General features: G+C 59.8%; 22 protein-coding genes and 1 pseudogene. 14 read left to right on the top strand and 9 right to left on the bottom strand.

All coding sequences use genetic code 11. The features are described 5' to 3' along the window. The first annotated feature begins 6 nt into the window (after nucleotides 1–6). From ACNYC6_RS14150 to ACNYC6_RS14140, 3 genes are read left to right on the top strand one after another with little or no spacing between them, the layout of a single operon-like run. Nucleotides 7–1,080 (top strand): COX15/CtaA family protein, encoded by a 1,074-nt coding sequence (locus ACNYC6_RS14150; RefSeq protein ID WP_419712785.1) that lies wholly within the window; start codon nucleotides 7–9, stop codon nucleotides 1,078–1,080. After that, the gene (gene cyoE, locus ACNYC6_RS14145; RefSeq protein WP_419712784.1) at nucleotides 1,068–1,967 is read left to right on the top strand and encodes a heme o synthase; all 900 of its coding nucleotides are present in this window, start codon (nucleotides 1,068–1,070) and stop codon (nucleotides 1,965–1,967) included. The genes ACNYC6_RS14150 and cyoE overlap by 13 nt, the downstream gene beginning before the upstream one ends. Further along, nucleotides 1,964–2,599 carry an SCO family protein gene (locus tag ACNYC6_RS14140; protein WP_419712783.1) on the top strand — a complete coding sequence of 212 codons (636 nt, stop codon included), beginning with the start codon at nucleotides 1,964–1,966 and terminating at the stop codon, nucleotides 2,597–2,599. The genes cyoE and ACNYC6_RS14140 overlap by 4 nt, the downstream gene beginning before the upstream one ends. Nucleotides 2,600–2,730: 131 nt before the next feature. Here the strand turns inward: ACNYC6_RS14140 and ACNYC6_RS14135 are convergent, their stop codons facing one another. The 3 genes from ACNYC6_RS14135 to ACNYC6_RS14125 form a co-directional block, all read right to left on the bottom strand. Continuing rightward, on the bottom strand, nucleotides 2,731–3,006 hold the full coding sequence (locus tag ACNYC6_RS14135) for an HU family DNA-binding protein (RefSeq protein ID WP_003213368.1): 276 nt from the start codon (nucleotides 3,004–3,006) through the stop codon (nucleotides 2,731–2,733). 194 nt (nucleotides 3,007–3,200) lie between these two features. After that, nucleotides 3,201–4,349, bottom strand: a complete 1,149-nt coding sequence (locus ACNYC6_RS14130) for an NAD(P)/FAD-dependent oxidoreductase (protein ID WP_419712782.1) — start codon at nucleotides 4,347–4,349, stop codon at nucleotides 3,201–3,203. A gap of 20 nt (nucleotides 4,350–4,369) precedes the next feature. Then, nucleotides 4,370–4,537, bottom strand: a complete 168-nt coding sequence (locus tag ACNYC6_RS14125) for a rubredoxin (protein ID WP_007954349.1) — start codon at nucleotides 4,535–4,537, stop codon at nucleotides 4,370–4,372. Between the two features lie 198 nt (nucleotides 4,538–4,735). Between ACNYC6_RS14125 and ACNYC6_RS14120 the strand changes: the two genes are divergently transcribed. Next, nucleotides 4,736–5,287: a chorismate--pyruvate lyase family protein gene (locus tag ACNYC6_RS14120; RefSeq protein ID WP_419712781.1), complete on the top strand. Its 552-nt coding sequence runs from the start codon at nucleotides 4,736–4,738 to the stop codon at nucleotides 5,285–5,287. Next, nucleotides 5,287–6,177, top strand: a complete 891-nt coding sequence (ubiA, locus tag ACNYC6_RS14115; RefSeq protein ID WP_419712780.1) for a 4-hydroxybenzoate octaprenyltransferase — start codon at nucleotides 5,287–5,289, stop codon at nucleotides 6,175–6,177. Before ACNYC6_RS14120 ends, ubiA begins: the two co-directional genes overlap by 1 nt. Nucleotides 6,178–6,222: 45 nt before the next feature. Here ubiA and ACNYC6_RS14110 read toward each other — a convergent pair whose 3' ends face one another. Then, on the bottom strand, nucleotides 6,223–6,609 hold the full coding sequence (locus tag ACNYC6_RS14110) for a hypothetical protein (protein ID WP_419712779.1): 387 nt from the start codon (nucleotides 6,607–6,609) through the stop codon (nucleotides 6,223–6,225). A gap of 151 nt (nucleotides 6,610–6,760) precedes the next feature. Between ACNYC6_RS14110 and phoB the strand changes: the two genes are divergently transcribed. From phoB to ACNYC6_RS14095, 3 genes are all read left to right on the top strand, one after another. After that, complete coding sequence (gene phoB, locus ACNYC6_RS14105) at nucleotides 6,761–7,450, top strand: phosphate regulon transcriptional regulator PhoB (RefSeq protein ID WP_034149326.1); 690 nt, start codon at nucleotides 6,761–6,763, stop codon at nucleotides 7,448–7,450. A gap of 80 nt (nucleotides 7,451–7,530) precedes the next feature. Next, a complete protein-coding gene (phoR, locus tag ACNYC6_RS14100) occupies nucleotides 7,531–8,817 on the top strand; it encodes a phosphate regulon sensor histidine kinase PhoR (protein ID WP_419712968.1) in 1,287 nt (428 codons plus the stop codon). A gap of 387 nt (nucleotides 8,818–9,204) precedes the next feature. Beyond that, nucleotides 9,205–10,545 (top strand): hemolysin family protein, encoded by a 1,341-nt coding sequence (locus tag ACNYC6_RS14095; RefSeq protein ID WP_416128716.1) that lies wholly within the window; start codon nucleotides 9,205–9,207, stop codon nucleotides 10,543–10,545. Nucleotides 10,546–10,567: 22 nt separating this feature from the next. Here the strand turns inward: ACNYC6_RS14095 and ACNYC6_RS14090 are convergent, their stop codons facing one another. After that, on the bottom strand, nucleotides 10,568–11,464 hold the full coding sequence (locus ACNYC6_RS14090; protein WP_419712778.1) for a peptidoglycan DD-metalloendopeptidase family protein: 897 nt from the start codon (nucleotides 11,462–11,464) through the stop codon (nucleotides 10,568–10,570). Nucleotides 11,465–11,834: 370 nt separating this feature from the next. Here ACNYC6_RS14090 and ACNYC6_RS14085 point away from each other — a divergent pair, with 370 nt between their 5' ends. The 3 genes from ACNYC6_RS14085 (at nucleotide 11,835) to ACNYC6_RS14075 (ending at nucleotide 15,591) form a co-directional block, all read left to right on the top strand. Further along, complete coding sequence (locus ACNYC6_RS14085) at nucleotides 11,835–13,280, top strand: alanine/glycine:cation symporter family protein (RefSeq protein WP_419712777.1); 1,446 nt, start codon at nucleotides 11,835–11,837, stop codon at nucleotides 13,278–13,280. Nucleotides 13,281–13,420: 140 nt separating this feature from the next. Next, complete coding sequence (locus tag ACNYC6_RS14080; RefSeq protein ID WP_419712776.1) at nucleotides 13,421–14,425, top strand: asparaginase; 1,005 nt, start codon at nucleotides 13,421–13,423, stop codon at nucleotides 14,423–14,425. A 173-nt stretch (nucleotides 14,426–14,598) separates the two neighbouring features. Then, nucleotides 14,599–15,591: an AraC family transcriptional regulator gene (locus ACNYC6_RS14075; RefSeq protein ID WP_419712775.1), complete on the top strand. Its 993-nt coding sequence runs from the start codon at nucleotides 14,599–14,601 to the stop codon at nucleotides 15,589–15,591. Nucleotides 15,592–15,720: 129 nt separating this feature from the next. On the opposite strand, the gene ACNYC6_RS14070 is transcribed toward ACNYC6_RS14075, so the two are convergent. From ACNYC6_RS14070 to ACNYC6_RS14055, 4 genes and pseudogenes are all read right to left on the bottom strand, one after another. Then, nucleotides 15,721–16,668, bottom strand: coding sequence for a SphA family protein (locus ACNYC6_RS14070; RefSeq protein WP_419712774.1), 948 nt, complete (start codon nucleotides 16,666–16,668; stop codon nucleotides 15,721–15,723). A 12-nt stretch (nucleotides 16,669–16,680) separates the two neighbouring features. Then, nucleotides 16,681–18,093: a DUF1254 domain-containing protein gene (locus ACNYC6_RS14065; protein ID WP_419712967.1), complete on the bottom strand. Its 1,413-nt coding sequence runs from the start codon at nucleotides 18,091–18,093 to the stop codon at nucleotides 16,681–16,683. 41 nt (nucleotides 18,094–18,134) lie between these two features. After that, nucleotides 18,135–19,592: a DUF1254 domain-containing protein gene (locus ACNYC6_RS14060; RefSeq protein WP_419712773.1), complete on the bottom strand. Its 1,458-nt coding sequence runs from the start codon at nucleotides 19,590–19,592 to the stop codon at nucleotides 18,135–18,137. Between the two features lie 10 nt (nucleotides 19,593–19,602). Beyond that, nucleotides 19,603–19,807 (bottom strand): annotated as a pseudogene (locus ACNYC6_RS14055) (hypothetical protein); the annotation flags it as partial. Between the two features lie 190 nt (nucleotides 19,808–19,997). Here ACNYC6_RS14055 and ACNYC6_RS14050 point away from each other — a divergent pair. From ACNYC6_RS14050 to ACNYC6_RS14040, 3 genes are all read left to right on the top strand, one after another. Next, on the top strand, nucleotides 19,998–21,026 hold the full coding sequence (locus ACNYC6_RS14050) for a histone deacetylase family protein (protein WP_419712772.1): 1,029 nt from the start codon (nucleotides 19,998–20,000) through the stop codon (nucleotides 21,024–21,026). Nucleotides 21,027–21,041: 15 nt separating this feature from the next. After that, on the top strand, nucleotides 21,042–22,142 hold the full coding sequence (locus ACNYC6_RS14045) for a polyamine ABC transporter substrate-binding protein (RefSeq protein WP_419712771.1): 1,101 nt from the start codon (nucleotides 21,042–21,044) through the stop codon (nucleotides 22,140–22,142). A gap of 149 nt (nucleotides 22,143–22,291) precedes the next feature. Next, on the top strand, nucleotides 22,292–26,869 hold the full coding sequence (locus ACNYC6_RS14040) for a dermonecrotic toxin domain-containing protein (RefSeq protein ID WP_419712770.1): 4,578 nt from the start codon (nucleotides 22,292–22,294) through the stop codon (nucleotides 26,867–26,869). Nucleotides 26,870–26,924 lie beyond the last annotated feature (55 nt).

Raw genomic sequence — 26,924 nt, 5'->3', positions numbered from 1 at the left:
ATCGTCATGGCCAAACCTGGATTTCGCCTCGCGCTGTTTGCCACCTTGCTGGCACTGATTGTGGTGTTGCTCGGCGCCTATACCCGCCTGACCCACGCCGGCCTCGGCTGCCCGGACTGGCCCGGCTGCTACGGTTTCATCAGCGTGCCGAAAAGCGAAGCCCAGCTGGCCCATGCCGAATTGCATTTCCCGGACACACCGGTCGAAGCCCACAAGGGCTGGAACGAGATGATCCACCGCTACTTTGCCGGCACGCTGGGGCTGTTGATTGTGGCCTTGGCCGCTCGCGCATGGACGCATCGCCGGCATCCGGGGCAACCGGTGAAATTGCCGCTGTTCCTGTTGGCGGTGGTGTTCGCGCAAGCGGCGTTCGGCATGTGGACGGTGACGCTCAAGCTCTGGCCGCAAGTGGTGACCGGGCATTTGCTTGGCGGCTTTGCCACGTTGAGCCTGTTGTTTCTGCTGACCTTGCGCCTGTCCGGCGTGCTCCCGGCGCTGACGGTGCCACGGCGTTTACAGCACTGGGCGACCGCCGGGCTGCTGCTGGTGATCGGACAAATCGCCCTCGGAGGCTGGGTCAGTTCCAATTACGCCGCCGTGGCCTGCATCGACTTCCCGACCTGCCACGGTCAATGGCTGCCTCCTGCCGACTTCGCCAACGGCTTTCACCTGACCCAACACATCGGCCCGAACTACCTCGGCGGGCAACTCGACAGCGATGCGCGCACGGCGATTCACCTGACGCACCGTATCGGCGCCTTGTTGGTGACGCTGGTGCTGCTCGGCCTCGCCTGGCAATTGAAGGTGGTCGGCATGACGCGACTGGCAGGCCTGGTGTCGGTTGCACTCGCGGCGCAAATCACCCTGGGCATCAGCAACGTGCTGTTTCATCTGCCGCTGCCGGTAGCCGTCGCGCACAACGCTGGCGGTGCGGCGCTGTTGCTGACGATGGTGCTGGTCAATTATCACGCGCGAACCAGTCTGGTTCGGGTCAAGCAACCTTCGCGCTGGCGCTTCAGCCCGCGTAAACATTCAGCCGGGCCCATAACAATAAAAGGAGAGATGCCATGGCGATTCTAATCGGCGAACGTCACAGCCAGGCGATCTGGCGTGACTATCTGGAACTGACCAAACCGAAAGTGGTGGTGCTGATGCTCATCACCTCGCTGGTCGGGATGTTCCTCGCCACTCGCGCCGGGGTGCCATGGACCGTGCTGGTGTTCGGCAATCTGGGGATCGCCTTGTGTGCAGGCGGTGCGGCAGCGGTCAACCATGTGGTGGACCGGCGGATCGATGCGGTCATGGCGCGCACCCACAAACGACCGCTGGCTGAAGGTCGGGTGTCTCCGGCTGCAGCCCTGACGTTTGCATTGGCGTTGGCGGTGCTCGGCCAAGCCTTGTTGCTGGCCTTCACCAATCCACTGACAGCGTGGCTGACCCTCGCCTCCCTGCTCGGTTATGCCGTGGTCTACACCGGTTTTCTCAAACGCGCGACGCCACAGAATATTGTCATCGGCGGCCTCGCGGGTGCCGCTCCACCGCTTCTTGGCTGGACCGCCGCCACCGGCCACATCAGCGCCGAACCGTTGCTGCTGGTGCTGATCATCTTCGCCTGGACCCCACCACACTTCTGGGCGCTGGCCATCCATCGCAAAGAGGAATACGCCAAGGCTGACATTCCAATGCTGCCAGTGACCCACGGCGAGCATTACACCAAGGTGCATATCCTGCTTTATACCGGCGCACTGCTGGCTGTCAGCCTGATGCCCTACGTGATCCACATGAGCGGCCTGCTGTACCTGACTTGCGCGATTGTCCTGGGCGCGAGGTTCCTGCAATGGGCCGTGGTGCTGTACCGTGGCACTCGGCCGCACGCGGCGATCAACACGTTCAAGTACTCTATCTATTACTTGTTCCTGCTGTTTATCGCGCTGCTCGTAGACCACTACTTATTGTTGAACCTATGACTCGAACCCAGAAAACCGTCTTCATCCTCGTCGCCCTGATCGCGCTGGTCCTGGGCCTGACCATCAACAAAGTGCTGTCCGGCAAAGGCCAGGGCGACCCGACAGCGCTGATCGATGCGGGGATCATCCTGCTGCCGCAAAGCCGCAACCTGCCGGATGTGACGATGACCGATCAGGACGGCAAACCGGTGGCGGTCAATGAGCTCAAAGGCAAATGGTCGCTGCTGTTCTTCGGCTACACCTTCTGCCCGGACATCTGCCCGACCACCCTCGCCCAGCTGCGGCAAATCAAGAGCGAACTGCCGCCCGAGGCAGCGGACAAGTTGCAGATCGTGCTGGTCAGCGTCGACCCTAATCGCGACACGCCCAAGCAACTCAAACAGTATCTGGGCTACTTCGATCCGCAGTTCATCGGCCTGACGCCGAACTCGGTGGAAGAGCTGCAAAAAATCGCCAACGCGGTGAGTATTCCGTTCATCCCGGCGGATACCAGCAAGCCGAATTACACCGTTGATCACAGCGGCAACCTGGCGGTGATCGGGCCGGACGGGACGCAGCGCGGGTTTATTCGGGCGCCGTTGAACAATGTGAAGTTGATCGCGCAGTTGCCGGTGATGCTGAACCGCAAGTAACAGCACCACCAAACCCTGTAGGCTCCCACAAGGGCCACAGTGTTTCCAGGCATAAAAAATGGGCATCCGATTAAATCGGTATGCCCATTTTTTATTGCGGTCCTCCCTATTCGGGAAGGCGTTCACCGCAATTACGGATTAACGCTGTCTTTCAACGATTTGCCTGGCTTGAACGCGACGGTGTTGCTGGCCTTGATTTTGACGGGCTCACCGGTTTGCGGATTTTTGCCGGTGCGGGCGCCGCGGTGGCGTTGCAGGAAGGTGCCGAAACCTACCAGCGTCACGCTGTCTTTGCGGTGCAGGGCGCCGGTGATCTCTTCGAGAACGGCGTTGAGGACGCGGTTGGCCTGCTCTTTGGTGAGGTCTGCTTTTTCAGCAATGGCTGCGGCGAGTTCTGGTTTACGCATATTAGTGAAGCCCCTTTGACGGTTTGTTTTTGTTATGTCCGTGCTGCTCTCTGCGGAGCAGCGCCCAAAGCGCCGCAGATGCTCTACTCTGCGGCAGACGGGAGTGAGGATGGCACGCAGAGCCCAGCCGCGCCAGTGTCGACGCGGCCAATGTATGGGCAAAATGGGGGTGATTCCGACAGAACGACTGCTATTTACGCCAGCAGCGCCGGAAGCTCTTTGTTCAGGGCCAGTTTCTCCATGACGGCGGTGCCTGTCAGGGCATAACCCAGCAGTTTGCCTGAGGCATCGCGGCATAAAACCTTGATGTCGGCGCCCTTCCCTTCAACCGTCCAGACACCCTCCGAACCCCGTGGCGGCGGGGACACCACCAACGGGCACACCGGGGTTTTCACGGTGATGGGCATCGGGCCGTAGCTGACCGCTGCCGGGTTGCCGGCGAGGGTCTGGGCCAGCGCTCTCGCACAGCTCATGAGGGGCATCACGTACAACAGATTCAGCCCGTCGACCTCGGCGCAGTCACCCAATGCGTAGATGTTGGCGTGGGACGTTTTCAGGTGACGGTCAACCATCACACCGCGATTGACCTGCAAACCGGCCGCAGCGGCCATATCGATGCGCGGACGCAAGCCAATCGCCGAGACCACCACATCGCACGGGATGACCTGTCCATCGGACAGATGCGCTTCCAGGCCATCGCCAACACATTGCAGGCGAGTGAGCACCGGCCCCAGATGGAAGCGCGCACCGAGGCTTTCCAGCCCGGCCTGGACCGCCGCGGCCGCCGCCGGGTGCAGCAGCGTCGGCATCACCTGTTCGCACGGTGCAACCAGTTGCACCTCATAGCCGCCGAGGCTCAAGTCGTTGGCAAACTCGCAGCCAATCAGGCCGGCGCCGAGCAGCAACACTCGACGCTTGCCGGCCGCAGCCGCCCGAAAACGCGCGTAGTCTTCCAGGTCATTGATAGGAAACACGCAATCCGCCGCGTCGCCTTCGATGGGCACCCGCACGGTTTCGGCGCCCCAGGCCAGGATCAGGTCGCGGTAAACCACTGCTTCCTCGCCGATCCACAGGCGTTTGTGGCCCGGGTCGATGCCGCTGATGCGCGTGTGGGTACGCACTTCGGCTTTCAACTGCTCGGCCATCGCGCCGGGCTCGGCCATGCTCAGGCCGTCGGCGTCCTTGTTTTTGCCGAAGCCGGTGGAGAGCATCGGCTTGGAGTAGGAGCGCCCATCATCGGCGGTAATCAGCAGCAGCGGGGTTTCGCTATCGAGTTTGCGAAACTCCCGGGCCAGGTTGTAGCCAGCCAGGCCGGTGCCGACGATCACGACAGGTGCGTTCATTCCTTACTCCTCAAAATGTCTTAGTTGATTTCGATCATTTCGAAATCCATCTTGCCGACGCCGCAATCCGGGCACAGCCAGTCTTCCGGCACGTCTTGCCACAGGGTGCCCGGCGCAATGCCGTCATCCGGCCAGCCGTCGGCTTCGTTATAGATCAGGCCGCAGACCACACATTGCCACTTTTTCATTCAGGTACTTCCTCAGTTCAGGCTTTTTGCCGGCCGGACGGTCGATGATTGCAGCGCTGCCGTTCGGCTCAGGGCGTTTTGTACTGATGGGGCCGCGCAGATGCAAGCCTGTTCGGCGCAACGGGCGGCCGGATCACTCAAATTTATCAGCTGACATGTTAAGCTCGCCGCCTCCTTTGCTGCCAATAATGACGTACTGTGCCGCACTCAAAATCCCCGTTCTGGGTTCCCAGAAGCCAACTCGCTCCGCTCCCCGACGCCTCTACCCTCGACTGGCTGTTCGACGAAGGATCGCTGACTCGGCGCCTGACCCGCTTGTCGAATGAAGGCTTCAGCGTCACGCCGCTGTTCGAAGGCTGGCAGACCTTGCGCGCCGATGAATGCGCCGCGCTGGACCTGGCCGAAGGCAGCGAGGGCTGGGTGCGCGAGGTGTATTTGCGCGGGCATGGCCAGGCGTGGGTGTTTGCCCGCAGCGTCGCATCGCGCAGTGCATTGCAGGGTGACGGTTTGCACATGGACGAATTGGGCAGCCGCTCATTGGGCGAGTTGCTGTTTTGCGACCACGCGTTCCAGCGCCGCGCCATCGAGGTTTGCCACTATCCTCAAGACTGGCTCCCGACCGAAGTACAAGCCCCCGAGTTGTGGGGCCGCCGCTCGCGCTTCGATCGCGGCACCCTGAGCGTGCTGGTGGCCGAGATTTTCCTGCCGACCCTGTGGAGCGCCGCCCGCGCCCATCCGGAGAACTGCTGATGTACCAGAGCCTGCTCAAGTCCCTCAACCGCTTGAACCCTCGGGCCTGGGATTTCATTCAGTTGACGCGCATGGACAAGCCGATCGGCATTTACCTGCTGCTGTGGCCAACGTTGTGGGCGCTGTGGATTGCCGGTAAAGGCTCGCCGTCACTGGCCAACATCGTGATTTTCGTCCTCGGCGTGGTGCTGACCCGCGCGGGCGGCTGCGTGATCAACGATTGGGCTGACCGCAAGGTCGACGGCCATGTGAAGCGCACCGCGCAACGTCCATTGGCCAGCGGCAAGATCAGCTCCAAAGAGGCACTGGTGTTTTTTGCGCTGCTGATGGGCGTGAGTTTTCTGCTGGTGCTGTGCACCAATGCGCCGACGATCTGGCTGTCATTGGGCGGGCTGGCGCTGGCCTTCACGTACCCGTTCATGAAGCGCTACACCTATTACCCGCAAGTGGTGCTGGGCGCGGCGTTTTCCTGGGGCATGCCGATGGCGTTCACCGCCGAGACCGGAGAACTGCCGGCAGCGGCGTGGCTGCTCTGGATCGCCAACCTGCTGTGGACGGTGGGCTACGACACGTATTACGCAATGACCGACCGTGATGACGATTTGAAAATCGGCGTGAAATCCACGGCCATCCTGTTTGGCGAGGCGGATCGGGTGATCATCCTGATCCTGCAAGGCCTGGCGCTGGGCTGCCTGCTGCTGGCGGGGTCGAAATTCGAGCTCGGTGGCTGGTTCCACCTTGGTTTGGCGGTGGCGGCAGGCTGCTTTGCCTGGGAGTTCTGGTACACCCGCGACAAGGACCGGATGCGTTGTTTCAAGGCCTTTTTGCACAACCATTGGGCCGGGCTGGCAATTTTCGTCGGGATCGTGCTGGATTACGGGTTGCGCTAAACGAAATCTGCCCCGGAAACCGGGGCAGGTTTGCACTCGCGTGCGTTACTTCTGCGACTCGTGGACCACGTGCCAGACGTCCTTCATTTTGTCGCCCGTCATGTCGCCGGGTTTAGTGTCTTTCACAAATGTATAGAGCGGCTTGCCGTCGTAGGCGTATTGCATCTTGCCGTCGTCACGCTTGATCACGCTCCACTTGCCTTCGGCCGTAGCGTCCGCCGGTGCCATCATCGGTGGCCAGTTCTTGGCGCAGTCGTCGTTGCACATCGACTTGCCGCCCGAGTCCTTGTCGAACGTGTACAGGGTCATCCCTTTGTGGTCGACCATCATGCCGTCTTTCATCATCGCCGGGTCGGCGGCAAAGGCCAGCGTCGGCAGCGTTAGCGCAGCCGTGACCAGCAGTGCCTTCCAGGATTGAGCAAGGTGATTCATGGAAACCTTCCTTTTGTAGTTGTCAGGATTCGGACTTAGAGCTTAGTCCAGGATCGTGGCAATCGCCGGCCGACTAAAATACTGTCACACGACTGCAATAATTCCGTTATCTAATGCGCGCAAGACAGTTAAATGACAAGAGGATTAAGGCATGGTTGGCAGGAGCATTCTGATCGTCGACGACGAAGCGCCCATTCGCGAAATGATCGCCGTTGCGTTGGAAATGGCCGGCTATGACTGCCTGGAGGCGGAGAACTCCCAGCAGGCGCATGCCATCATCGTCGACCGCAAGCCGGACCTGATCCTGCTCGACTGGATGCTGCCCGGCACGTCCGGTATCGAACTGGCCCGCCGCCTCAAGCGCGATGAGCTGACCGGGGATATCCCGATCATCATGCTCACCGCCAAGGGCGAAGAGGACAACAAGATCCAGGGCCTGGAAGTCGGCGCCGACGATTACATCACCAAACCGTTTTCCCCTCGTGAGCTGGTGGCGCGCCTCAAAGCCGTGCTGCGCCGCGCCGGCCCTACCGATGGCGAAGCGCCGATTGAAGTCGGCGGCCTGCTGCTCGACCCGATCGGTCACCGCGTGACCATCGATGGCAAACCCGCGGAAATGGGCCCGACCGAATACCGCCTGCTGCAATTCTTCATGACCCACCAGGAACGTGCCTACACTCGTGGCCAGTTGCTGGACCAGGTCTGGGGCGGCAACGTCTACGTTGAGGAACGCACTGTCGACGTACACATCCGTCGCCTGCGCAAAGCCCTCGGCGATGCCTACGAAAATCTGGTACAAACCGTGCGCGGCACCGGTTACCGCTTTTCTACCAAAGCCTGACCCGGACCTTTACCGCCCGACAAGCTGACAAGGACGCGCGTCAAGTGAACCAAAACTGGCATGGCACCCTGATTCGCCACATGCTGCTGCTGGTCACCGCCTGCCTGGTGATCGGCCTGATCACCGGCTACTACGGCTGGAGCCTCGCCGCAGGCCTGGGTATTTACCTGGCCTGGACCCTCAAGCAACTGCTGCGCCTGCACGAATGGCTGCGCCTGCACAAACCCGATGAAGCACCGCCCGATGGCTATGGCCTGTGGGGCGAGGTGTTCGACAGCATCTATCACCTGCAACGCCGCGACCAGCGAGTACGCGGACGCTTGCAAGCAGTCATCGATCGGGTCCAGGAATCCACCGCCGCGCTGAAAGACGCGGTGATCATGCTCGACACCGACGGCAACCTGGAATGGTGGAACCGCGCCGCTGAAACCCTGCTGGGCCTGAAGACGCCGCAGGACAGCGGCCAACCGGTGACCAACCTGGTACGCCATCCGCGCTTCAAGGAATACTTCGAGCAGGACAGCTACGCCGAGCCGCTGGAAATTCCGTCGCCGACCAACGACCGCGTGCGCATTCAGCTGTACATCACCCGCTACGGCAACAATGAACACCTGATGCTGGTGCGCGACGTCACACGCATCCATCAACTGGAACAGATGCGCAAAGACTTCATCGCCAACGTCTCCCACGAGCTGCGCACGCCGCTGACGGTGATCTGCGGCTATCTGGAAACCCTGCTCGACAACGTCGAGGAAGTGAACCCGCGCTGGACCCGCGCCCTGCAACAAATGCAACAGCAGGGCGGGCGCATGCAGACCTTGCTCAACGACTTGCTGTTGCTGGCCAAGCTGGAAGCCACCGATTACCCGTCGGACAACCAGCCCGTGGCCATCGACGGTCTGCTGCAATCGATCAAGAGCGATGCGCAGCAACTGTCCGGGCAGAAAAACCAGCGCATTACTTTGGAAGCCGATCCGACCACCCTGCTCAAGGGCAGCGAAGCGGAATTGCGCAGTGCGTTCTCCAATCTGGTGTTCAACGCGGTGAAATACACCCCGGCCGAAGGCAATATCCGCATTCGCTGGTGGGGTGACGAACAGGGCGCGCACCTGAGCGTGCAAGACTCCGGGATCGGCATCGACAGTAAACACCTGCCGCGTCTGACCGAACGCTTCTACCGCGTCGACTCCAGCCGCAACTCCAACACCGGCGGCACCGGGTTGGGCCTGGCGATCGTCAAACACGTGCTGCTGCGCCACCGCGCGCGGATGGAAATCAGCAGCGTACCGGGCCATGGCAGCACCTTCACCTGCCATTTCGCGCCCGCGCAGGTCAGCAAATCCAGGGTCATCAGCACCGCCGATTGATACCGACCAGCACACGCAAGGGGGCGTTCTCAATTAGTTTCCCCACCGCGTTGTCGCCTTAAAGCGGGCCAGGCAAGGCGCAGGCCGCTGGGAATGGTGTTCCCTTTCCAAGGCCTGCAACGCAGCCTGGCCCACTTTAAGGCACAACCCGAAGGGCCGGGCCTGCTGTTGTGCAGGGCTGCGTTGCTCGAAGCTTATTTGGAATAACCAAACCGCGCTTCTCGCGCCTTGTCCTGCACAACAGCAGACCCGGCGCGGTGGGGAAACTAATTGAGAACGCCCCCTAGGCAATCGCCAAGTCAGCCGCTACATTGGCTGACTTGTGCCTGCACTTCAGGTGCACATTTTTCTTTCCTTTCGAATACACGGAAACCGCAAAACTCCATCATGGACCCTTCCCCTGGCTTGACCCTCGCTACAATTTTCGCCGACTTCGGCATGATTCTTTTTGCTCTGATCCTGGTTTTGCTCAACGGTTTTTTCGTTGCGGCGGAATTTGCCATGGTCAAATTGCGCTCGACCCGGGTCGAAGCCATTGCTGAACAGCACGGCTGGCGCGGGCACATCCTGCGTACGGTGCACAGTCAGCTCGATGCCTACCTGTCGGCGTGCCAATTGGGTATCACCCTGGCCTCGCTGGGCCTTGGCTGGGTTGGTGAACCGGCGTTCGCGCACATTCTTGAGCCATTGCTGAGCGCTGTGGGCGTCGAGTCGGCCGAGATCGTCAAAGGTGTGTCGTTCTTCACCGCGTTCTTCATCATTTCGTACCTGCACATCGTGGTCGGCGAGCTGGCCCCGAAATCCTGGGCGATCCGCAAACCCGAGCTGCTGTCGCTGTGGACCGCCGTACCGCTGTACCTGTTCTACTGGGCCATGTACCCGGCGATTTACCTGCTCAACGCCAGCGCCAACACCATCCTGCGCATTGCAGGCCAAGGTGAGCCCGGCCCGCATCACGAGCACCATTACAGCCGTGAAGAACTGAAGCTGATCCTGCACTCCAGCCGTGGCCAGGACCCGAGCGACCAAGGTATGCGCGTGCTGGCCTCGGCGGTCGAGATGGGCGAACTGGAAGTGGTCGACTGGGCCAACTCCCGTGAAGACCTGGTCACCCTGGAGTTCAACGCCCCGCTCAAGCAAATCCTGGCGATGTTCCGTCGCCACAAGTTCAGCCGTTATCCGGTGTACGACAGCGAGCGCCAGGAGTTCGTCGGCCTGCTGCACATCAAGGACCTGCTGCTGGAACTGGCGGCCCTGGACCACATTCCCGAGTCGTTCAACCTGGCCGAACTGACCCGTCCGCTGGAGCGCGTCTCCCGGCACATGCCGCTGTCGCAGTTACTGGAACAGTTCCGCAAGGGCGGCTCGCACTTCGCCGTGGTCGAAGAGGCCGACGGCAACATCATCGGCTACCTGACCATGGAAGACGTGCTGGAAGTGCTGGTCGGCGACATCCAGGACGAACACCGCAAGGCCGAGCGCGGCATCCTCGCGTATCAGCCGGGCAAGTTGCTGGTGCGCGGTGATACGCCTCTGTTCAAGGTGGAACGCCTGCTGGGTATCGATCTGGATCACGTTGAAGCCGAAACCCTCGCCGGGCTGGTCTATGAAAGCCTGAAGCGCGTGCCGGAAGAGGAAGAAGTGCTGGAAGTCGAAGGCCTGCGGATCATCATCAAGAAGATGAAAGGGCCGAAGATCATTCTGGCCAAGGTGTTGATGCTGGATTGATGCGATCTTTTGCTTCTAGGCTTTATTGCTTGCCCAACGCAAAGTTGGGCAGCGCCCCCACCGGTTGACTGAACCGATACGGAATCGACACCAGCCCCAGCCCGGTATTGCGCTGCACCACGAAGTGCAGGTGTGGCCCGGTGCTGTTGCCGGTGTTGCCCGACAGGGCCAATGCGCTACCCACCGCTACCTTCTGACCCTCTCGAACCCTGACCGAGCCTTTCTTCAGGTGCAGGTACACACCCATGGTCCCGTCATTGTGCAGCACCCGCACGAAATTGCCGGACGCATCGGTGCCGCGCCCAGCCTGGCTGTTTTCGGTTTTCACCACCACCCCACCCCGCGCGGCAATGATCGGCGTGCCCTCAGGCATGGCAATGTCTATGGCATAACGGCTCTTGGGGCCGAAATGGCTATAGGGACCATTGGCGCCCTGACTGATCCGGAACGGGCCACCACGCCAGGGCAACGGATACCGATAGCCCACGGCGGTGCCCGAGGGGTCACCCAGCGAATACTTGAGCTTGGGGATGTACGCCAGCGGTTTAGTGGCTTGTTTCGCCGTGAGCTGCGCCAGACGAACGCTGGTGCGCAGCGGTATCACCCGCCGGATCGGCCGGCCCGGTGCGCCGCTGACGTTCTTCACACCGGTAAAACTCAATTCGATCTCCACCGGCGCATACAGGTCGTTGCGCACATACACGCTGTCGACGCCGCCCTTCTTCATGATGACGAAATACACCTGACGCCCCAGGTTCTCGACCATCCGATCACGAAAAACGAACACCTTGGAGCCTTTTGTGGGGCGGTCGCTGTAAGAGACCACGCCATTGGCATCGGTGGACTTGTAGATTGTCATGGCCATGGCCGAAGCGCAGGCCATGCACAGACCACAGAAAAACAGCAGACGGGCGAACATGGGGAAGGATTCTGTCGAATAAGGCCTGAAATTGAGCCTAGCAGTCGGAATTGACCGGCGTGGTCGACAGATGTTTCAAAATAGGCGTGACGGGGGATGAGCGGTGATCGTTCCGGCCCCTTCGTCGTAGCGCCGCCCGGAGCAGGCTCGCTCCCGCATGAAAGCATCGGTATAGTGCCGCCCCTCTTCGCATGAGCGGTCGTCGGTAGCGAGACCTCAACCCATGCGAAACCCGAACTAATAACCAACCCGCGATATGAAACCGGGACGAACTCTTCGCCTCGCCTGTTGTGCCGTGCGCCAGCGGGTTAACGCGATGTGTCTGTTCCGGCGAGCATTTGCCTACACAACAAACAGCGAGGAATTATCCATGCTCGAAGTCATTAACGACTTCCTCTCAGGGAAAGTACTGATCGTGCTCATTGTCGGGCTCGGTAGCTACTTCACGATCCGCTCGCGTTTCGTTCAACTGCGTCACTTCTTCCACATGTTCGCGGTGTTCCGCGACAGCCTCAAAAGCAGCGCCGGGCAACTCAGTTCGTTCCAGGCGTTGATGCTCAGCCTCGCCGGCCGCGTCGGTGCGGGCAATATTGCCGGCGTCGGTATTGCCGTGACCCTCGGCGGGCCCGGTGCGGTGTTCTGGATGTGGGTGACCGCACTGGTCGGCATGTCCAGCAGCTTCTTCGAATGCTCCCTCGGCCAGCTCTACAAGCGTTGCGATTCCGAAGGCCAGTTCCGTGGCGGCCCGTCCTATTACATCCAGCACGGTTTGCAAAAACGCTGGTTGGGGATGCTCATGGCGTTCCTGTTGCTGGTGACTTTCGGGTTCGCCTTCAACGGCCTGCAAGCCCATGCCGTGACTCACTCGTTGAACAATGCGTTCGGTCTGGACACGACTTACACCGGCATCGGCCTGGCCGTGCTGTTGGGCCTTGTGTTCATCGGTGGGATCAAGCGCATCGCGAAGGTCGCTGACTTGTTGGTGCCGGTTAAAACCCTGGTGTACATCGGCGTGACGATCTATGTGATCGTGCTGCAATTCGATCAGGTGCCAGGCATGCTGATGACCATCGTCAAGAGCGCGTTCGGTCTCGACCAGGCCTTCGGCGGTCTGATTGGCAGCGCCATTGTCATGGGCGTGAAGCGTGGCGTGTTCGCCAACGAAGCGGGCCTGGGCAGTGCACCGAACGTGGCAGCGGTTGCAGCGGTCGAACACCCGGTGGCGCAAGGCGTGGTGCAGGCGTTCAGCGTGTTCCTCGATACCTTCGTGATTTGCACCTGCACCGCGTTGCTGATTCTGCTCTCGGGTTTCTACACCCCGGGCTTCGAAGGCGATGGCATTGCCCTGACCCAGAACTCGCTGGCCGCCGTGGTCGGTGACTGGGGCCGGATGTTCATCTCGGTGGCGCTGGCGTTGTTCGTGTTCACCTCGATTCTCTACAACTACTACCTGGGCGAGAGCAACCTGCGCTTTTTGATCGGTGAAAACCGCAAGGCGTTGATGGGCTATCGCGCACTGGTGCTGGTGTTGATTTTCTGGGGCGCCATCGAGAACCTCGGCACCGTGTTTGCCTTCGCCGACATCACCATGACCCTGCTCGCGTTCGTCAACCTGATCGCGCTGTTCCTGCTGTTCAAGGTCGGCATGCGCATCCTGGGTGATTACGATGACCAGCGCGCCGCAGGGATCAAAACGCCGGTTTTCGACTCTGCCAAGTTCCCGGACCTGGATCTGGATCGCCAGGCCTGGCCGGCCAATCCACCTGCACCTCAGGCTGAAGCGACGCTAAAGGCCACGACCGCAGCGCAACACTGATCGGTTAAAGTGCGGAAATCCCATGTGGGAGCGAGCCTGCTCGCGAATGCGGACTGACATTCAATATTCATATCGACTGACACACCGCTATCGCGAGCAAGCTCGCTCCCACAAGGAAGTCATCGATTTCGGAGATCCCCATGAATTCCTCGACCTACCCTGCCGCCCAGCACGTCATGGTGCTCTACACCGGTGGCACCATCGGCATGCAGGCCAGCGCCAATGGCCTGGCTCCGGCGTCCGGTTTCGAAGCGCGGATGCGCGAATACCTGCACAGCCAGCCGGAGCTGGTGGTGCCGCAATGGCGCTTTCGTGAGATGTCACCGCTGATAGACAGCGCCAACATGACCCCGACGTATTGGCAGCAACTGCGCGAAGCGGTGGTCGATGCGGTGGACGTTCAGGGCTGCGATAGCGTGCTGATCCTGCATGGCACCGACACCCTCGCCTACAGCGCTGCGGCGATGAGTTTTCAGCTGCTGGGGCTGCATGCCCGCGTGTGCTTTACCGGTTCGATGCTGCCGGCCGGCGTGACCGACAGCGATGCCTGGGAGAACCTCAGTGGTGCGCTGGTTGCCTTGGGCCAGGGCCTGGCGCCGGGTGTGCATTTGTACTTCCACGGCGAACGGCTGGACCCGACCCGTTGCGCGAAGGTACGCAGCTTCGGTCGGCATCCGTTCAAGCGCCTGGAGCGTCAGGGCGGTGGCGTGAAGGCGACTTCGATTCCAACACAACTGAATTACAACCAACCTAAACAATTGGCGAATGTCGCCGTGTTGCCGCTGTTTCCAGGTATCAGCGCCGCAATCGTTGATGGCCTGCTCGACAGCGGCATTCCGGGTCTGGTGCTGGAGTGTTACGGCAGCGGCACCGGCCCGAGCGATAACCCTGAGTTCCTCGCCAGCCTCGGCCGTGCGCGGGACAACGGCGTGGTGGTGGTCGCGGTGACGCAGTGCCATGAGGGCGGTGTTGAACTGGATGTCTATGAAGCTGGCAGTCGCTTGCGCGGTGTGGGCGTGTTGTCCGGTGGCGGCATGACCCGTGAGGCGGCGTTCGGCAAATTGCATGCACTGCTGGGGTCGGGGCTCGACACGGCGCAAGTCCGACGCTTGATCGAGCTCGACCTCTGCGGCGAACTCAACTGACACGGTTCAAATCCCTGTAGGAGCGAGCTTGCTCACGAAGGTAGTGAACGATTACGCGTAAACCAAATGTCCAACGGCGCCTTTGAATTTTTCGCGAGCGAACTCGCTCCTACAGTTTTTCGCGTCGGCATGTAACTTGCTGCGCTACAGCCATCCCAAGGCTGGAAATTCCTATGCTCCACTCCCACCTCACCACGCTCAATGCTGTCTCTCTGGTGCTCAACACCTTCAAGGACGAAGGCTTGTCCAGCGAGGCGCTGCTGGCCGGCAGCGGCATCAGTGCGGCGGATCTGAACCGTGCCGACACACGCATCACCACCAATCAGGAGATGCAGGTTTGCGCCAACGCTGTCGCACTCAAACGCGATATCGGCCTGGAGCTGGGCCGGCGGATGCACGTTTCCTGCTACGGCATTCTCGGTTACGCGCTGCTCACCAGTGCCACCTTCGGTGACGCTTTGCGGTTGGCGATGCGCTATCCGGCGTTGCTGGGAACACTTTTCGAACTGAGCCTGGAAGACGACGGCGAGCGTGTCTGGTTCGCTGCCGCCGACTACCGCGAGAGCCCGTCCATGGCGACGTTCAATGCTGAGTTCTGCCTGGTATCGCTGAAAGTCACGTGTGACGATCTGCTCGGCCATCCCCTGCCCTTGGTTGCCGCACGCTTCGAGCATGCCGCGCCCGACTACGAAGCGAGCTACGCGCAACACTTCGACTGCCCGCTGCACTTCGACGCACCGAACAATGCCTTCGCCTTCGACCGGCGCTGGCTCGATCAACCGTTGCCGCTCGCTGATGCGATTACCCATCAAGCCATGGCCGAGCGATGCCGCAAACAGAACCTTGAGTTCACCGGGCGCCAGGCGTGGCTGGGGCGAATCCGGCAGTTGCTCAGTGCGCAATTGAACGCCGCGCCCGGGCTGGAAGGCCTGGCCGAACAGATGAACTGCTCGGCGCGGACCTTGCGCCGGCACCTCAAGGATATGGGTTGCAGCTATCAAGAATTGCTCGATGAACTGCGCTTCGAGCAGGCCAAGCAAATGCTCTGTGAGGATCAGTTGCCGATCTATCAGATCGCCGAGGCGTTGGGTTTCAGTGAGACCGCAAGTTTTCGGCATGCGTTTGTGCGCTGGAGTGGTGTGGCGCCGAGCCAGTTCAGGCCTTGAGTAATCGAGTGCTTGAGCCGCCGCCATCGCGAGCAGGCTCCCACAGGGGTTTTGCTTTGTGCGCAAATACTGCATTCACTGAAGATTCGCATGGAGGCCTCGTATTTCGCGGCCTCCAGCATCCTCCACCTAGAAGAATGCCAGCGTCATGTTAACGGCTACACCGTTACCTTCAGGCCGGTTCTTGGTATCGAACTCCGGCACCCAGCGCACACTGAAATTGGCCTGGGCGTCAGCGAATTTTCCGGCCCAGCTCACCACTGGGCCAGCGCCTACCGAACGCCCGCGAAACCCGCTGCTCGCACCATCACCGGTGTCATCATTGATTTGCTGGATATAACCCGCCGCTAACCCTGCCGCCCAGCCATTGCCGAAGCCGTGTGTCCACAGGGCATCAAGGGTAAACAGGTCACCGTTCTGATAATCCGTGGCGTCGTTCTCGGTGTAGAACTCCAGACCACTGGACAGCGTGAATTCACCGCCCTTGCCGTCCAGATGGGTGAAGGCCACGGTGGGCACGAAGGTGTAGGTATTCTGCCCGGCATTGGCCAGGCGATCGTCGTTGTAGGCACCCGTCGGCACATAGATCGGCAGCGAAAACGAGATATGGTTGACCGTGTCGAAGTGGTAGCCGGCGGCGATCGGTGTGACCAGCATGTCGGCGAATTGCGTGGCCTGGTCGTCACCACCCAGGACTCCGCCACGGGGGCCGGTAATGCTCGCCGTGATATCGGTGTACTGCACCGGTACGCCTACGGCCGAGGCGTAGTTCCAGCGGCCCTTGCCGGTATCCCAGATGTGAGTGAAGTTGGCCATGGTGTAGGAAATATTCAAGTCCAGGCCGGTACTCAAGGCGCCCACAATGGGTATCTGGGCATTGCCCTTAAGATCGCCGTCGTACCAGATGCTGGTCAGGGACATCACCCAACCGGGTTCGGGCGGCACGATACCGGCATTGGAAAACACCTGCTGGCCAGTGATAGGACGGCCAACTCCGCCTTCGACCGCCATTACTAGCGGACTACCGCCGACCATGCACAGCGCCAGCAAGGGACGCATTATGAAAGGCTTGATCATGACTAAATCCGTTTACTGATTCTGTTGGTTTACGGGCGTCAGAAGCGGCATTTTCCATTGGCCGTTGGTGACTTCCGGTTTCGGCAGATACAAGCGCAGCACGCCGTAGAACGGTCCGTTTGGTGCTGGCAGCCAGTTGCTTTGCAAGTCCTTGGCCGGCGCCTTGTTTTGCACGTAGAGGGTCAACCCGCCGTCACTGTCGAGTTTGAGGTCAGGCAACATGCGCGAGTTAATAAGGTAGCGATTGAGCGGGTTGGCATACAGCAATTTGTTCTTGCCGTCGTACATCGTCAGCGACCAGAACGCCTCGGCCGGGGGGAGTGCCCCCTTGTCGAAGTGCAGCGTGTAGTCGTGCCTGGAGGCGTCGACCGGTTGGCCGTTCTTGTCGGTGAAGTAACCGATGTAGTTCGCTTCTTCGGCTGAGTTGCCGAAGATCCCCATTTCAGCGCCGGCGTAGCGGTATAGGTAATTGCCCTTAAGGTGGTCGCGAGTACCGAAAAAGTCACCGCTGGTCACTTCGTGGGTGTCGACTCTGGTTTTCTTGAACTCGGCGAATTCAGCCTTGGCATCGCTGATGCCGTCCTCCAGGGCCTTACGTTGGTCGACCGTGAGTGCGCCGACGTTGAATGGCTGGCCTGCCACGATGCCGATTTTCGCGAATCGCTCGAGCAAGTCTTTTTCCACGTCCTGAGACGGGGCAAAGGCCAGCATGAAATTCAGGTAGCGAAACAGCTCCGGGCTGTCGCTCATATTGGCTTCAAGTTTTGGCCAATCCACCTTGGACGCAGGTTTCGGTGCGGGCTGATCCAGGTAACCGCTCAGCGGCTGGACCTTGTAGCCTTTCTGAATGGCCTTGACCTTCTCCAAGTCCTTATCGTCGAACAGTTGCGTGCGGTACAAGGCATAAGCAATGCTGCTTTCACTATTGATCACCCGGTCGATGTTGGCCGGTTGCGGGCCTTTCCAGTCGGGACCCGCAATCATGAAGTGCCCGCCATTGTTGCCTGTACTGCGGGTGCCCAGATAGGCAAAGTTCTGGGTGTAAAGGTCGATCAGTTGCACTGAGTAGTAACGGCTGTCCTCGACCTTGGGTAGCGTCAGGACCACCGGCTCTGTCCGCAAATCCATCCAGACAAACGAGTAAGGTGTGTCTGCGTTGGGCGTAATGATTGCGGTGTCTTTCGCGGTGAACGCCTTGGCGGTATTGCCGATCTGGTTGAACGGTGCCTTGAAGTTCGAGCCGCCCTTGTCCACTGCCTGGGCATACAAGGTCTTGTACATCTCTACCACCGGGAAACCATAGAGATAAGCCTCTTTGGCGATCCGGCGAGCCTCTTCGGGGCTGGCACTGAAATCTGCCAAGGCGGAACTGCTCAGCAATACTGAGAGGCTGGCAAGTAACAAACGAGTCGGTCGTTCAATGATCATGATTTCGTCCCTTGGATGATCAGTCAGCGTTTCAGGTGTTACTTCACAGCCGTGATGTCATCGAGTTTCCAGCTTTTATCGAAATAAGCTTCTGTCGGCGCATACAGTCGGAAGTAGCTGAACCAGTGTTTACCCGGTACGGTTTGCACCCAGTTGTTTTCGAAGCCTTTGGGTGCGGTCGGGCCGAAGTACAGATCAACCGAGCCGTCAGGGTTTTTCTTCAGATCCTGACGTGAAGACAAATCAGCCTTGCGTTGTGGGTTATCGATCAAGCATCGGCTGTCGATGTCGTACAGGGTCATCGACCAGAACTGCTTTGCAGGCGGGTTGGCTCCAACATGCAGGCGATAATGCTTGGCGCCATCGAGCCAATTGCCGGCGCTGTCGGTGTAGGCCCCCAGATAGGTCTGACCCAACCCTGGTGTTTTGGAAACCATGCCTTTGGTATTGGTCACTGCCTCATAGAACCAGGCGGTGCGCTCCCACAACTGGTCGTAGTAGGCCACACGCTGTGACGGATCGGCGATGTTCAGCACCATGTCCCATTGGCGGTCCGGCCAGAACTGAGCGCCAGGGAAGCGCTTGGCGAAGGTGTTGGCTTTGGCGATCAATTCACCCATTTGCGCGCCTTGCTCCAGAGCCTTGCGTTGAGCTTCGGTCGGTTTGAGCGGTTTGCCTTTTTCGATGCCCAGACTGGCGAGCATGGCCATGTAGAAGCGGTCACGTTCGTTGACCGGCTCTTTTTGGACGATCTGATGCAAACGCTCCCAGTACCCCATGCCTCGCGGCTGGGTACCCGACCAGGGTTTGCCGCCAGGCGACATTAGTTTGGTTTTGCTCGGTTCGGCGCGCTTCGCATACGGGTACATCTTGAACTGTTCGACCAGCGCCTTGCCCTTGACCGGGTCCGGATCGAGTACGCGAAAGCCCACCAGCACGTTCATGGTTTCTGATTTGGCCAGGTAATATTGACCGGCATTGGCCGGTGGCTCCTGGCCCGGCGGCAAGATCAGGTATTTACCACCCTTGCCCTTGTCCGGCCCGGTCTGGCCCATGTCGATAATTGCCCGTTGCCAGAAGTCGCCGACTCCGCCAGCGGTAGGACCTGGGGGTAACTCGATAACCAGCGGGCCGGTTTCGTTGAGGTCGACGAAGCCCAGAATATACGGCGTAGTCGCGTTGGCGGTGATCACCCCGAGTTTGTCTTCGTAGCTGTTGAGCACCATTAAGTCGCCATTGCGGGCGCCAAGTTTATCGCGAAACTCTTCCTGCCATTGGGCGTAGGACACCAATGGCAAGGCCCAAAGATAAGCCTGAGTGGCCTGCTGATAATCCAATTCGGCATAGAGTTTGGCGATGGACTCACGGGCAGGCAGCTCGCCTTCCATGGCCACCTGACCTATACGTGTATCAAGGGGGGCCGCCTGTGCAACCACACCGCAACTTAAGGCTAGACCCATCACGCTGAAGCCTGCGGAACGAAGCAAACCATGCATAAAAATATCCTTATTTTCCAAGGGTGACGTTGATCCCGGCGAACAGGGTGAACTGCGGTAGGCCATCGCCTGTGCGTTCTACGGTTCACTGCGGCTCAACGAAGGTGTTAAGAACGTTGCTACCAGACTTCCAGGCCTTGCCAACGCCGAAACCAATCGGAATATAGTAGACGCTGTTTTTTCAGATCGACGGTCCAAATAGCGGTGGAGCGCATCCCGTGCTGCGACAGTTTTAACTCTCTAACTCCAGGCGATCGCGGTCCTGAGTGTGCCGCACTAACAAGGGGCGAATTTCGGTCAAACTTATTGGCCATATCAATCCCCTTTTGGCCTTTCCTGCCGTTCTCCAAATCCGTCATCGCCGCAAGACTGTGTTCAACCGAATCAGCCTGCGGAGAACAAGAAATGTTGACGATCTACTCGGACGATCACCACCTGCACCACGGCCGTTGCGAATTGATAGACGGGCAACTCAAGCCCTGTTTCGAAATGCCTTCGCGTGCCGACCACGTGCTTTCACGGGTGCAAAAACAGAACCTCGGCCCCGTCGAAGCACCGAAGGATTTCGGCCTCGGGCCGATCGAACGCATTCACAGCCGCGACTATCTCGACTTCTTCAAAGGCGCCTGGGCCCGTTGGACAGAGTTCAACACCGACGGTGACTTGCTACCTTACACCTGGCCAGCGCGCACGCTGCGCCGCATCAAACCCACCAGCCTGCACGGTGAACTCGGTTATTACAGCTTCGACGGCGGCGCCCCGATTACCGCCGGCACCTGGCAAGCGGCGTACAGCGCGGCGCAAGTGGCGTTGACCGCTCAAGCGGAAATCCAGCGCGGCGCCCGCAGTGCCTTCGCCCTGTGCCGTCCACCGGGACACCACGCCGCCGGCGATTTGATGGGCGGTTATTGCTACCTCAACAACGCCGCCATCGCCGCACAGGCATTCCTCGATCAGGGCCACAAAAAAGTCGCGATCCTCGACGTCGACTACCACCACGGCAACGGCACCCAATCGATTTTCTACGAACGCAGCGACGTGCTGTTCACCTCGATCCACGGCCACCCGGAAGCCGAGTTCCCGTTCTTCCTCGGCTACGAAGATGAGCTGGGCGAAGGTGCCGGTGAAGGCTTCAACTTCAACTATCCGTTGGCCGCCGGTTCAGGCTGGGAGACCTGGAGCACAGCGCTCGAACAGGCCTGCAAAGAGATCGAACGCTACGGCGCCGACATCGTCGTCGTGTCCCTGGGCGTCGACACGTTCAAGGACGACCCGATCTCGCAATTCAAACTCGACAGCCCGGATTACCTGGCCATGGGCAAGCGCATTGCCGGCCTGGGCGTGCCGACGCTGTTCGTCATGGAAGGCGGTTACGCCGTCGAAGAAATCGGCATCAATGCCGTGAACGTTCTCGAAGGTTTTGAAAGCGCTTAACGAGGAAGTACAAGCATGAAAAGTCTTAAGCGCTTTATTGTTCCAGCCCTGTGCGCCACGGTGCTCAGCGGCGCGGCGCACGCCGAAGAACGAACGTTGCGCGTCTACAACTGGTTCGACTACATCACCCCCAAGGCCCTGGAAGACTTCAAGGCGCAGAACACCCAGACCAAACTGATCTATGACATCTTCGACACCAACGAAGCGCTGGAAGCCAAGCTGCTGACCGGCAACTCCGGTTATGACGTGGTGGTGCCGTCCAATGTGTTCCTCGCCAAGCAGATCGAGGCCGGGGTGTTCCAGCCTCTGGATCGCAGCAAGTTGCCGAACTGGAACCACCTCGATCCCAAGCTGATGAAGCTGATCGAGGCCAACGATCCGGGCAACAAATTCGCCGTGCCGTACATGTACGGCACCATCCTGATCGGCTTTAACCCGGACAAGGTCAAGGCCGCCCTCGGTGCCGATGCGCCGGTAGACAGTTGGGATTTGATCTTCAAGGAAGAGAACATCAGCAAACTCAAGCAGTGCGGCGTCGCCCTGCTCGACTCGCCATCGGAAATCCTGCCGCTGGCCCTGCAACACCTTGGCCTGGACCCCAACAGCAAGAAGCCGGCGGACTACGACAAGGCTGAAGCCTTGTTGATGAAGATCCGCCCGTACGTGACCTATTTCCATTCGTCGAAATACATGGCTGACATCGCCAACGGTGACATCTGCGTTGCGGTCGGTTATTCCGGCAGCTTCTCGCAAGCGGCCAACCGCGCCAAGGAAGCCAAGAACGGTGTGGTCGTCGACATGCGCTTGCCAAAAGAAGGTGCGCCGATCTGGTTCGACATGTTGGCGATTCCGAAGGGTGCGAAAAACACCGACGACGCTTACACCTTCATCAACTACTTGCTGCAACCAGCGGTGATCGCACCGGTCAGCGACTTCGTCGGCTACCCGAACCCGAACAAGGACGCCACGGAACGGGTCGACCCAGCGATCCGCAACAACCCGAACCTGTACCCGACCGACACGGCGATGAGCACGCTCTACACCCTGCAACCGCTACCCCGTGATGCCGAACGTGCGCGGACCCGGGCCTGGACCAAAATCAAGTCGGGGACCTGATACAGCCCCAAAAACGAGACCCGCACTGATGCGGGTCTTTTTTTGGGTGCGATATCTATCTACCGCCAAGCGACCTGTCCCGACCACTACCTTGCGTTGATCCGCCGCCGTAAAGCACGGCGGCCTCTACCCTCAGCAAGGATAAGCTCATGCCCGAAATCACCACGCCCGGCGCACCCGATGCATTCACTCAACTGGTCAGCGGCCCCTCGCTCACCGAAGTTGCCTCGACAACCTTGCGGGCGGCGCTCTCGCAACAGTATCCAGAGCTGACAATTGACCCGGACCTGGCCATGGTCGGCACACCGACCTGGCTGATCGAGGACACCGGGGTTGTCGCCGGCCCCGTGTGGTTCGAGTCGCTCAGCGATGTGCTGGTCAGGCTGGCCTTGTCCGGCACAGTCGTGGTCTACATCAATGACGAGCATTTTCTCGTCGAGCAGCCCGGGCGCGAATCGATGGTCCAGCTTGCGGTGGCGATCGAGGAAATCGGAGCCCTGCTCAACGAGTTTGCGCCGTTGCTGTTCACCGCGTATCAGGAGCAGCAACTGGCCTATTGGAACCAGAACACCGCTGCGGCACAACCACGCTGGCACCAACTGTCACGTGCCTTGCAGCAACAATGGAATGTCGGCGCTGACAACGGCTGGGATGAAGACCAAAGGGCCATGGCCCATGCGGTGTTCAATCGCCCAGACAAGACCACCCGATTACCCGATGACAACTATCAGACCCGTGCCTGCCTGATCGACCTCGATCTGAGTGAGGGTGCCGAATCTGTACACCAAATTATCCTCGACACTGCGGTACTGGCAGGCACGCTGGGCGATCGGACGCTGATTATCACCCACTCGATCACCCAGGGATTTCAATGTTTCGATTCGTTCGAGGCATTGGGACAATCGCTGCAATGGCCATTGGAGAACGATGTCACCGGCATGACGGTGAACTGGCGACTGTTCGAACCGCAAGGCAACTTCTTCCACCACTGGGCCTGCGCGTTGATTGCGCTCGAAGCCCAGGCGATCGGCGAAATCAATCACTTCCAACACTTGGACAATGCGGTCCTGCAGCCTTCAAGAGCCGCAGTCCAGAGCCGACACCCCATGGACGAGCGCAGCGACCCGAGGTTCGCGCACACAAAGCGTTCGCTTCCACGCTGGCTGGACACTGCCACTCCCGCCGACCAGACCCGCTACAGCCGTCACCTGCTCGACCTGGTGGCGGTGCAACGGCAGAACGCCGGGAGCACCTTTCAGGGTGAAATCCCGGGCATCGAGACATTCACCCGCGACGCGCTGGAGCGCAAAATCAGCCATCAGCCGACGCAGTCTTTCGATCTGCAAGACGTCGAAATAACCGTCACCAGTGTGGTGGTCTGGGGCACTTTCATCCCGCCGGGACAAGAACAGACCCTGACCCTGACACTCATCGAACTGGCCCTGCAGAACCTGGCGGGTCTGCCTCTGGGTGAAAAGTCGGTGCGCTATCGCAACGGCACCGCCGTGCCGACCTGGATGACGCCGGCGTATCTGGAAAGTCTCGTCACTGAGGTCAATATCGGTGAAACCTACCCGACCCGACTGAAGACCCTTCTGTTCGAAGACAGCGCCCAAGCCTCGCGCCTGCAATTGCTCTACACCCGTCAATTACCGCTTGAGTTGCCGCTACTGGCGCTGCAACACAAGATCCGCGGCGAGCTCGGCATCGACGAACAGGGTTACCGTTATGTCGCTGCCGCATTGGCAGCAGAAAAGATCGACCGTATTGTCGATGGCCAGGAAATCGTGGTTCGCCCGCTTGCATTCCTCACGGGAAAGGAAACAGACACCCGCGCAGAGGTGGTCAACATGTTCGTGATCGGTCCCCGCGTGCAGGATACCGGCCCTTGCCTGCTGTATCGCCCGCTGCTTGAACCACCGTTGCTGCAGTACCCGTCGACAGCCAATCTGCTGTATGCGATCAAGCACTCCCACACCCTGCGCCAGTCAGTTCTTGCCTGGTTGCCGGACAGTGTCCGTTTCAACTACGCGCAATATGTGTTTCCGGGAGCGCTGCCATCGGTATGGAGCGTGCCGCAACTGTTGGTCGATCCCTCGCTCTCTCCCGATCTGGCCGGCCCCGTGAGACTGGGCAACCGGGTGATAGAAGAAGATCTGCTGCAGACCCTGTTCCGCACTAACGCGCAGGCGCTGATCACCCAGGCCGATCGCCGGTCGGTGTCCAATGCAGAAGCGCGTTGGGCCACCTGCAAGCGCGGCGGCTGGGCGCTGTTCAATGCCGCACTGCCGTTTCTGGGGCGCAGCCTCGGCACGGCGGCATGGATCTGGCAAATCATGGATGACTTGCAGGAGGTGGCCGATGCTCAGGAACAGCCGCAGCAGAAATCCCAGGTGTGGACAGCCATCGCCGATATCCTGCTGACACTCGGCATGGTGCTCGCGCACAAAGCCGCCATGCGCCAAAAACCATCCGGCAAGATGGCTGTCCAGCGCGAAAAAATCTTGCTGCCGGAGGTGGAAAAAGTAGTGCCGGCACCTGTCCCATTCTCTCGGCTACCCGATATCGACGGCCCGCAGTTGCCAACCGCTCACGAACTGTCGCTGCACACCTTGGGTGCATTGAACCAGGCGCCAGCGAATCTCTTCCGCGTGCTTGAAGCCTTCAAGATCGATCCGCCACAGAACCTTGCCGCCCCATCCACGGAAGGTCCATACAAACACCTGAGCAGCGACGGTACAACGTGGTACGCCCAGGTCGATACGCGCTGGTTCGAGGTCGCGCTCAGCCCTGAAAATGAAGTGCAGATCATTGACTCGCGCCAGCAACCGCCACGCGTCGGGCCACTGCTGATCAGTACCGTGCGCGGCAAATGGTTTGTGAATGCCGGCCTGCGACTGCGCGGCGGCGGCTTGAAAAACCGGCGCGAGCAATTGCAAAAAAAGAATCAGGAACAGTTGCGTCAGCAGAAAGTAAGCATTGCCGCTTTCGACGCCGGGTTAGCGGACAAACGCCTGCAACTGGTCAATGTCCGACGGGCGATGCTGGAAGCCACGCCGCAAACCGCCGACGTTGCGCGCCAGCAGTTTCTCGACACGCTCGACGCCCAGGTCAAGGAATATACGTCCCACATCGAAAACCTGAAGGCATTGAACCTGCTGGAGGCGATACCCAACTATCGCATCGCGATGCTTGACCGGATCTCCCTGCAACTGTTCCTCATGCAGGCGTGGATCGATGAAAGTTATCCCACTTTTCGCGAGAGTCTGCGTGTCACTCTTGAATTGCTCGACGAGAATCGCAGCGCCCCCGAAGCCGATCGCTCGGGCCCCTTTGAGCAGATGACCGACCGGGCACAGGGGATCATCGACAAGATCGAGTTCGCCCATACCCGGTTCGCCGAACTCAGCCTGCTCGGTAAAGAAGCCGCCGAGGTCAGCCGTGAGTACAAGGCCAAGCTTCCACCCTTCTCGCTGCACGACCTGAAAATGCTGCAAATCACGCTCGGTCAGGAGCTGTGTCTCAGGGCCGGATCCGGTGAAACCCGCGAGGACGCGCGAAAGGCCCTGGAAAGCCTGATCGAAGATGCCGCACTCAACATACAGAGCGCGCTTGACCTCACTGGCGATGAAGGCTTCAACCAATTGGATGAGCGTGTCGAGGCGTTGAACAATCTGGTGGAGCAATTCGACGTCATCGACCAGCGATTCATCGACATTGTGGCCGAGTATCCACAACACCTGATCATCGAGCGCCTTGAGCTCATCCAGAAACGCGTCGGCCAATTCCATCAGGAGGCCGTGCAATCGCTGTCAACGATGCTGCGCGAGCAACGTCTGCTGAAGCCGATTGCCGGGCCGTCGAAGGCGTCAGCCACACCGATCCGCAAGATCATTAAAACGCGCTACCAGGGCACACTGGTTGGCCAGCCACGTCGCAGCGAAGGGGGTCAGGAAAGCCATCTGGTCGATGTGGTGGCGCCATTGACGGGCAAGGTGATCGCGACCTTTCATGAAAAATCGCCGGGGGTCTGGCTGGAAAGGGTTCCGGTCAAACCGCCAGCCCCGCCCAAACCAAAAGCTGACCTGTCGAAAAGCCTTCAGGCCGGCCAGGTGCTGCTCGACGAGTTGCCGGCCTTCAAGCGGCGTACTCAAGCTCACATCGACCGGGCGCAGCGAATCCCGACGGAAATCGAGGAGATCTACTATCTGCATGCCGGACGGCTGCGTGAAGTCATGGACCGAATTGATCAGGCCCTGAGCGCGGGCAATCTCACACAAAGCAAAGGCACGTCCGCCACGACCCTGCGCCAGCAACTCGATAGTGAAGCAACCGCGCTGTATGCCAAGGGCCGCACCACGCGCATCGAAATGACCAAACAGCAGGCGCCCACTGCAGCGCGGGTGCAATGGCTGATCAGTGAGGGTGAAGTGACGATTGGCAAAGCCACCGCGCGTCGACGTCTCAAAGGCCCGCGCAAAGACTATCTGGCGGAGTACGAGATTGTCGACAAGCCGACCCGTAAGGTTCTCTGGTACGCGCACTTCCACTACGCAGGCCTTGGCGACCCCATCGGATCATTCACTGCCGCACACTTGAAGACCGTCGACCAACGACGTCTGGGCGGTGCTTATGACTGGCGCGAAACCAGCAGCAATCAGGAGTTGATCGCCATCCACCGCAGTACCATCAGCCGCGCGCAAGCAAGCGCACTGTTCTTTTCCTGATTCATCGAGGGTGCCGGGCGAACCTGTTCGTCCGGCATTTTTTTGTCCCCATACA

Origin of the sequence: Pseudomonas sp. NFX224 (assembly GCF_048565165.1) — a bacterium.
In the GTDB taxonomy this organism is placed as follows: domain Bacteria; phylum Pseudomonadota; class Gammaproteobacteria; order Pseudomonadales; family Pseudomonadaceae; genus Aquipseudomonas.
This window is presented reverse-complemented; position numbering and strand designations above follow the sequence as displayed.

What these genes read in the sequence shown, in the direction of transcription:
- ACNYC6_RS14075 (WP_419712775.1), top strand. Translation starts at nt 14,599, where the DNA reads ATGCTCCACTCCCACCTCACCACGCTCAATGCTGTCTCTCTGGTGCTC.
- ACNYC6_RS14045 (WP_419712771.1), top strand. Translation starts at nt 21,042, where the DNA reads ATGAAAAGTCTTAAGCGCTTTATTGTTCCAGCCCTGTGCGCCACGGTG.
- ACNYC6_RS14130 (WP_419712782.1), bottom strand. Translation starts at nt 4,349, where the DNA reads ATGAACGCACCTGTCGTGATCGTCGGCACCGGCCTGGCTGGCTACAAC.
- ACNYC6_RS14125 (WP_007954349.1), bottom strand. Translation starts at nt 4,537, where the DNA reads ATGAAAAAGTGGCAATGTGTGGTCTGCGGCCTGATCTATAACGAAGCC.
- ACNYC6_RS14110 (WP_419712779.1), bottom strand. Translation starts at nt 6,609, where the DNA reads ATGAATCACCTTGCTCAATCCTGGAAGGCACTGCTGGTCACGGCTGCG.
- ACNYC6_RS14085 (WP_419712777.1), top strand. Translation starts at nt 11,835, where the DNA reads ATGCTCGAAGTCATTAACGACTTCCTCTCAGGGAAAGTACTGATCGTG.
- cyoE (WP_419712784.1), top strand. Translation starts at nt 1,068, where the DNA reads ATGGCGATTCTAATCGGCGAACGTCACAGCCAGGCGATCTGGCGTGAC.
- ACNYC6_RS14040 (WP_419712770.1), top strand. Translation starts at nt 22,292, where the DNA reads ATGCCCGAAATCACCACGCCCGGCGCACCCGATGCATTCACTCAACTG.
- phoB (WP_034149326.1), top strand. Translation starts at nt 6,761, where the DNA reads ATGGTTGGCAGGAGCATTCTGATCGTCGACGACGAAGCGCCCATTCGC.
- phoR (WP_419712968.1), top strand. Translation starts at nt 7,531, where the DNA reads ATGCTGCTGCTGGTCACCGCCTGCCTGGTGATCGGCCTGATCACCGGC.
- ACNYC6_RS14135 (WP_003213368.1), bottom strand. Translation starts at nt 3,006, where the DNA reads ATGCGTAAACCAGAACTCGCCGCAGCCATTGCTGAAAAAGCAGACCTC.
- ACNYC6_RS14070 (WP_419712774.1), bottom strand. Translation starts at nt 16,668, where the DNA reads ATGATCAAGCCTTTCATAATGCGTCCCTTGCTGGCGCTGTGCATGGTC.
- ACNYC6_RS14050 (WP_419712772.1), top strand. Translation starts at nt 19,998, where the DNA reads ATGTTGACGATCTACTCGGACGATCACCACCTGCACCACGGCCGTTGC.
- ACNYC6_RS14080 (WP_419712776.1), top strand. Translation starts at nt 13,421, where the DNA reads ATGAATTCCTCGACCTACCCTGCCGCCCAGCACGTCATGGTGCTCTAC.
- ACNYC6_RS14140 (WP_419712783.1), top strand. Translation starts at nt 1,964, where the DNA reads ATGACTCGAACCCAGAAAACCGTCTTCATCCTCGTCGCCCTGATCGCG.
- ACNYC6_RS14095 (WP_416128716.1), top strand. Translation starts at nt 9,205, where the DNA reads ATGGACCCTTCCCCTGGCTTGACCCTCGCTACAATTTTCGCCGACTTC.
- ACNYC6_RS14060 (WP_419712773.1), bottom strand. Translation starts at nt 19,592, where the DNA reads ATGCATGGTTTGCTTCGTTCCGCAGGCTTCAGCGTGATGGGTCTAGCC.
- ACNYC6_RS14150 (WP_419712785.1), top strand. Translation starts at nt 7, where the DNA reads ATGGCCAAACCTGGATTTCGCCTCGCGCTGTTTGCCACCTTGCTGGCA.
- ubiA (WP_419712780.1), top strand. Translation starts at nt 5,287, where the DNA reads ATGTACCAGAGCCTGCTCAAGTCCCTCAACCGCTTGAACCCTCGGGCC.
- ACNYC6_RS14090 (WP_419712778.1), bottom strand. Translation starts at nt 11,464, where the DNA reads ATGTTCGCCCGTCTGCTGTTTTTCTGTGGTCTGTGCATGGCCTGCGCT.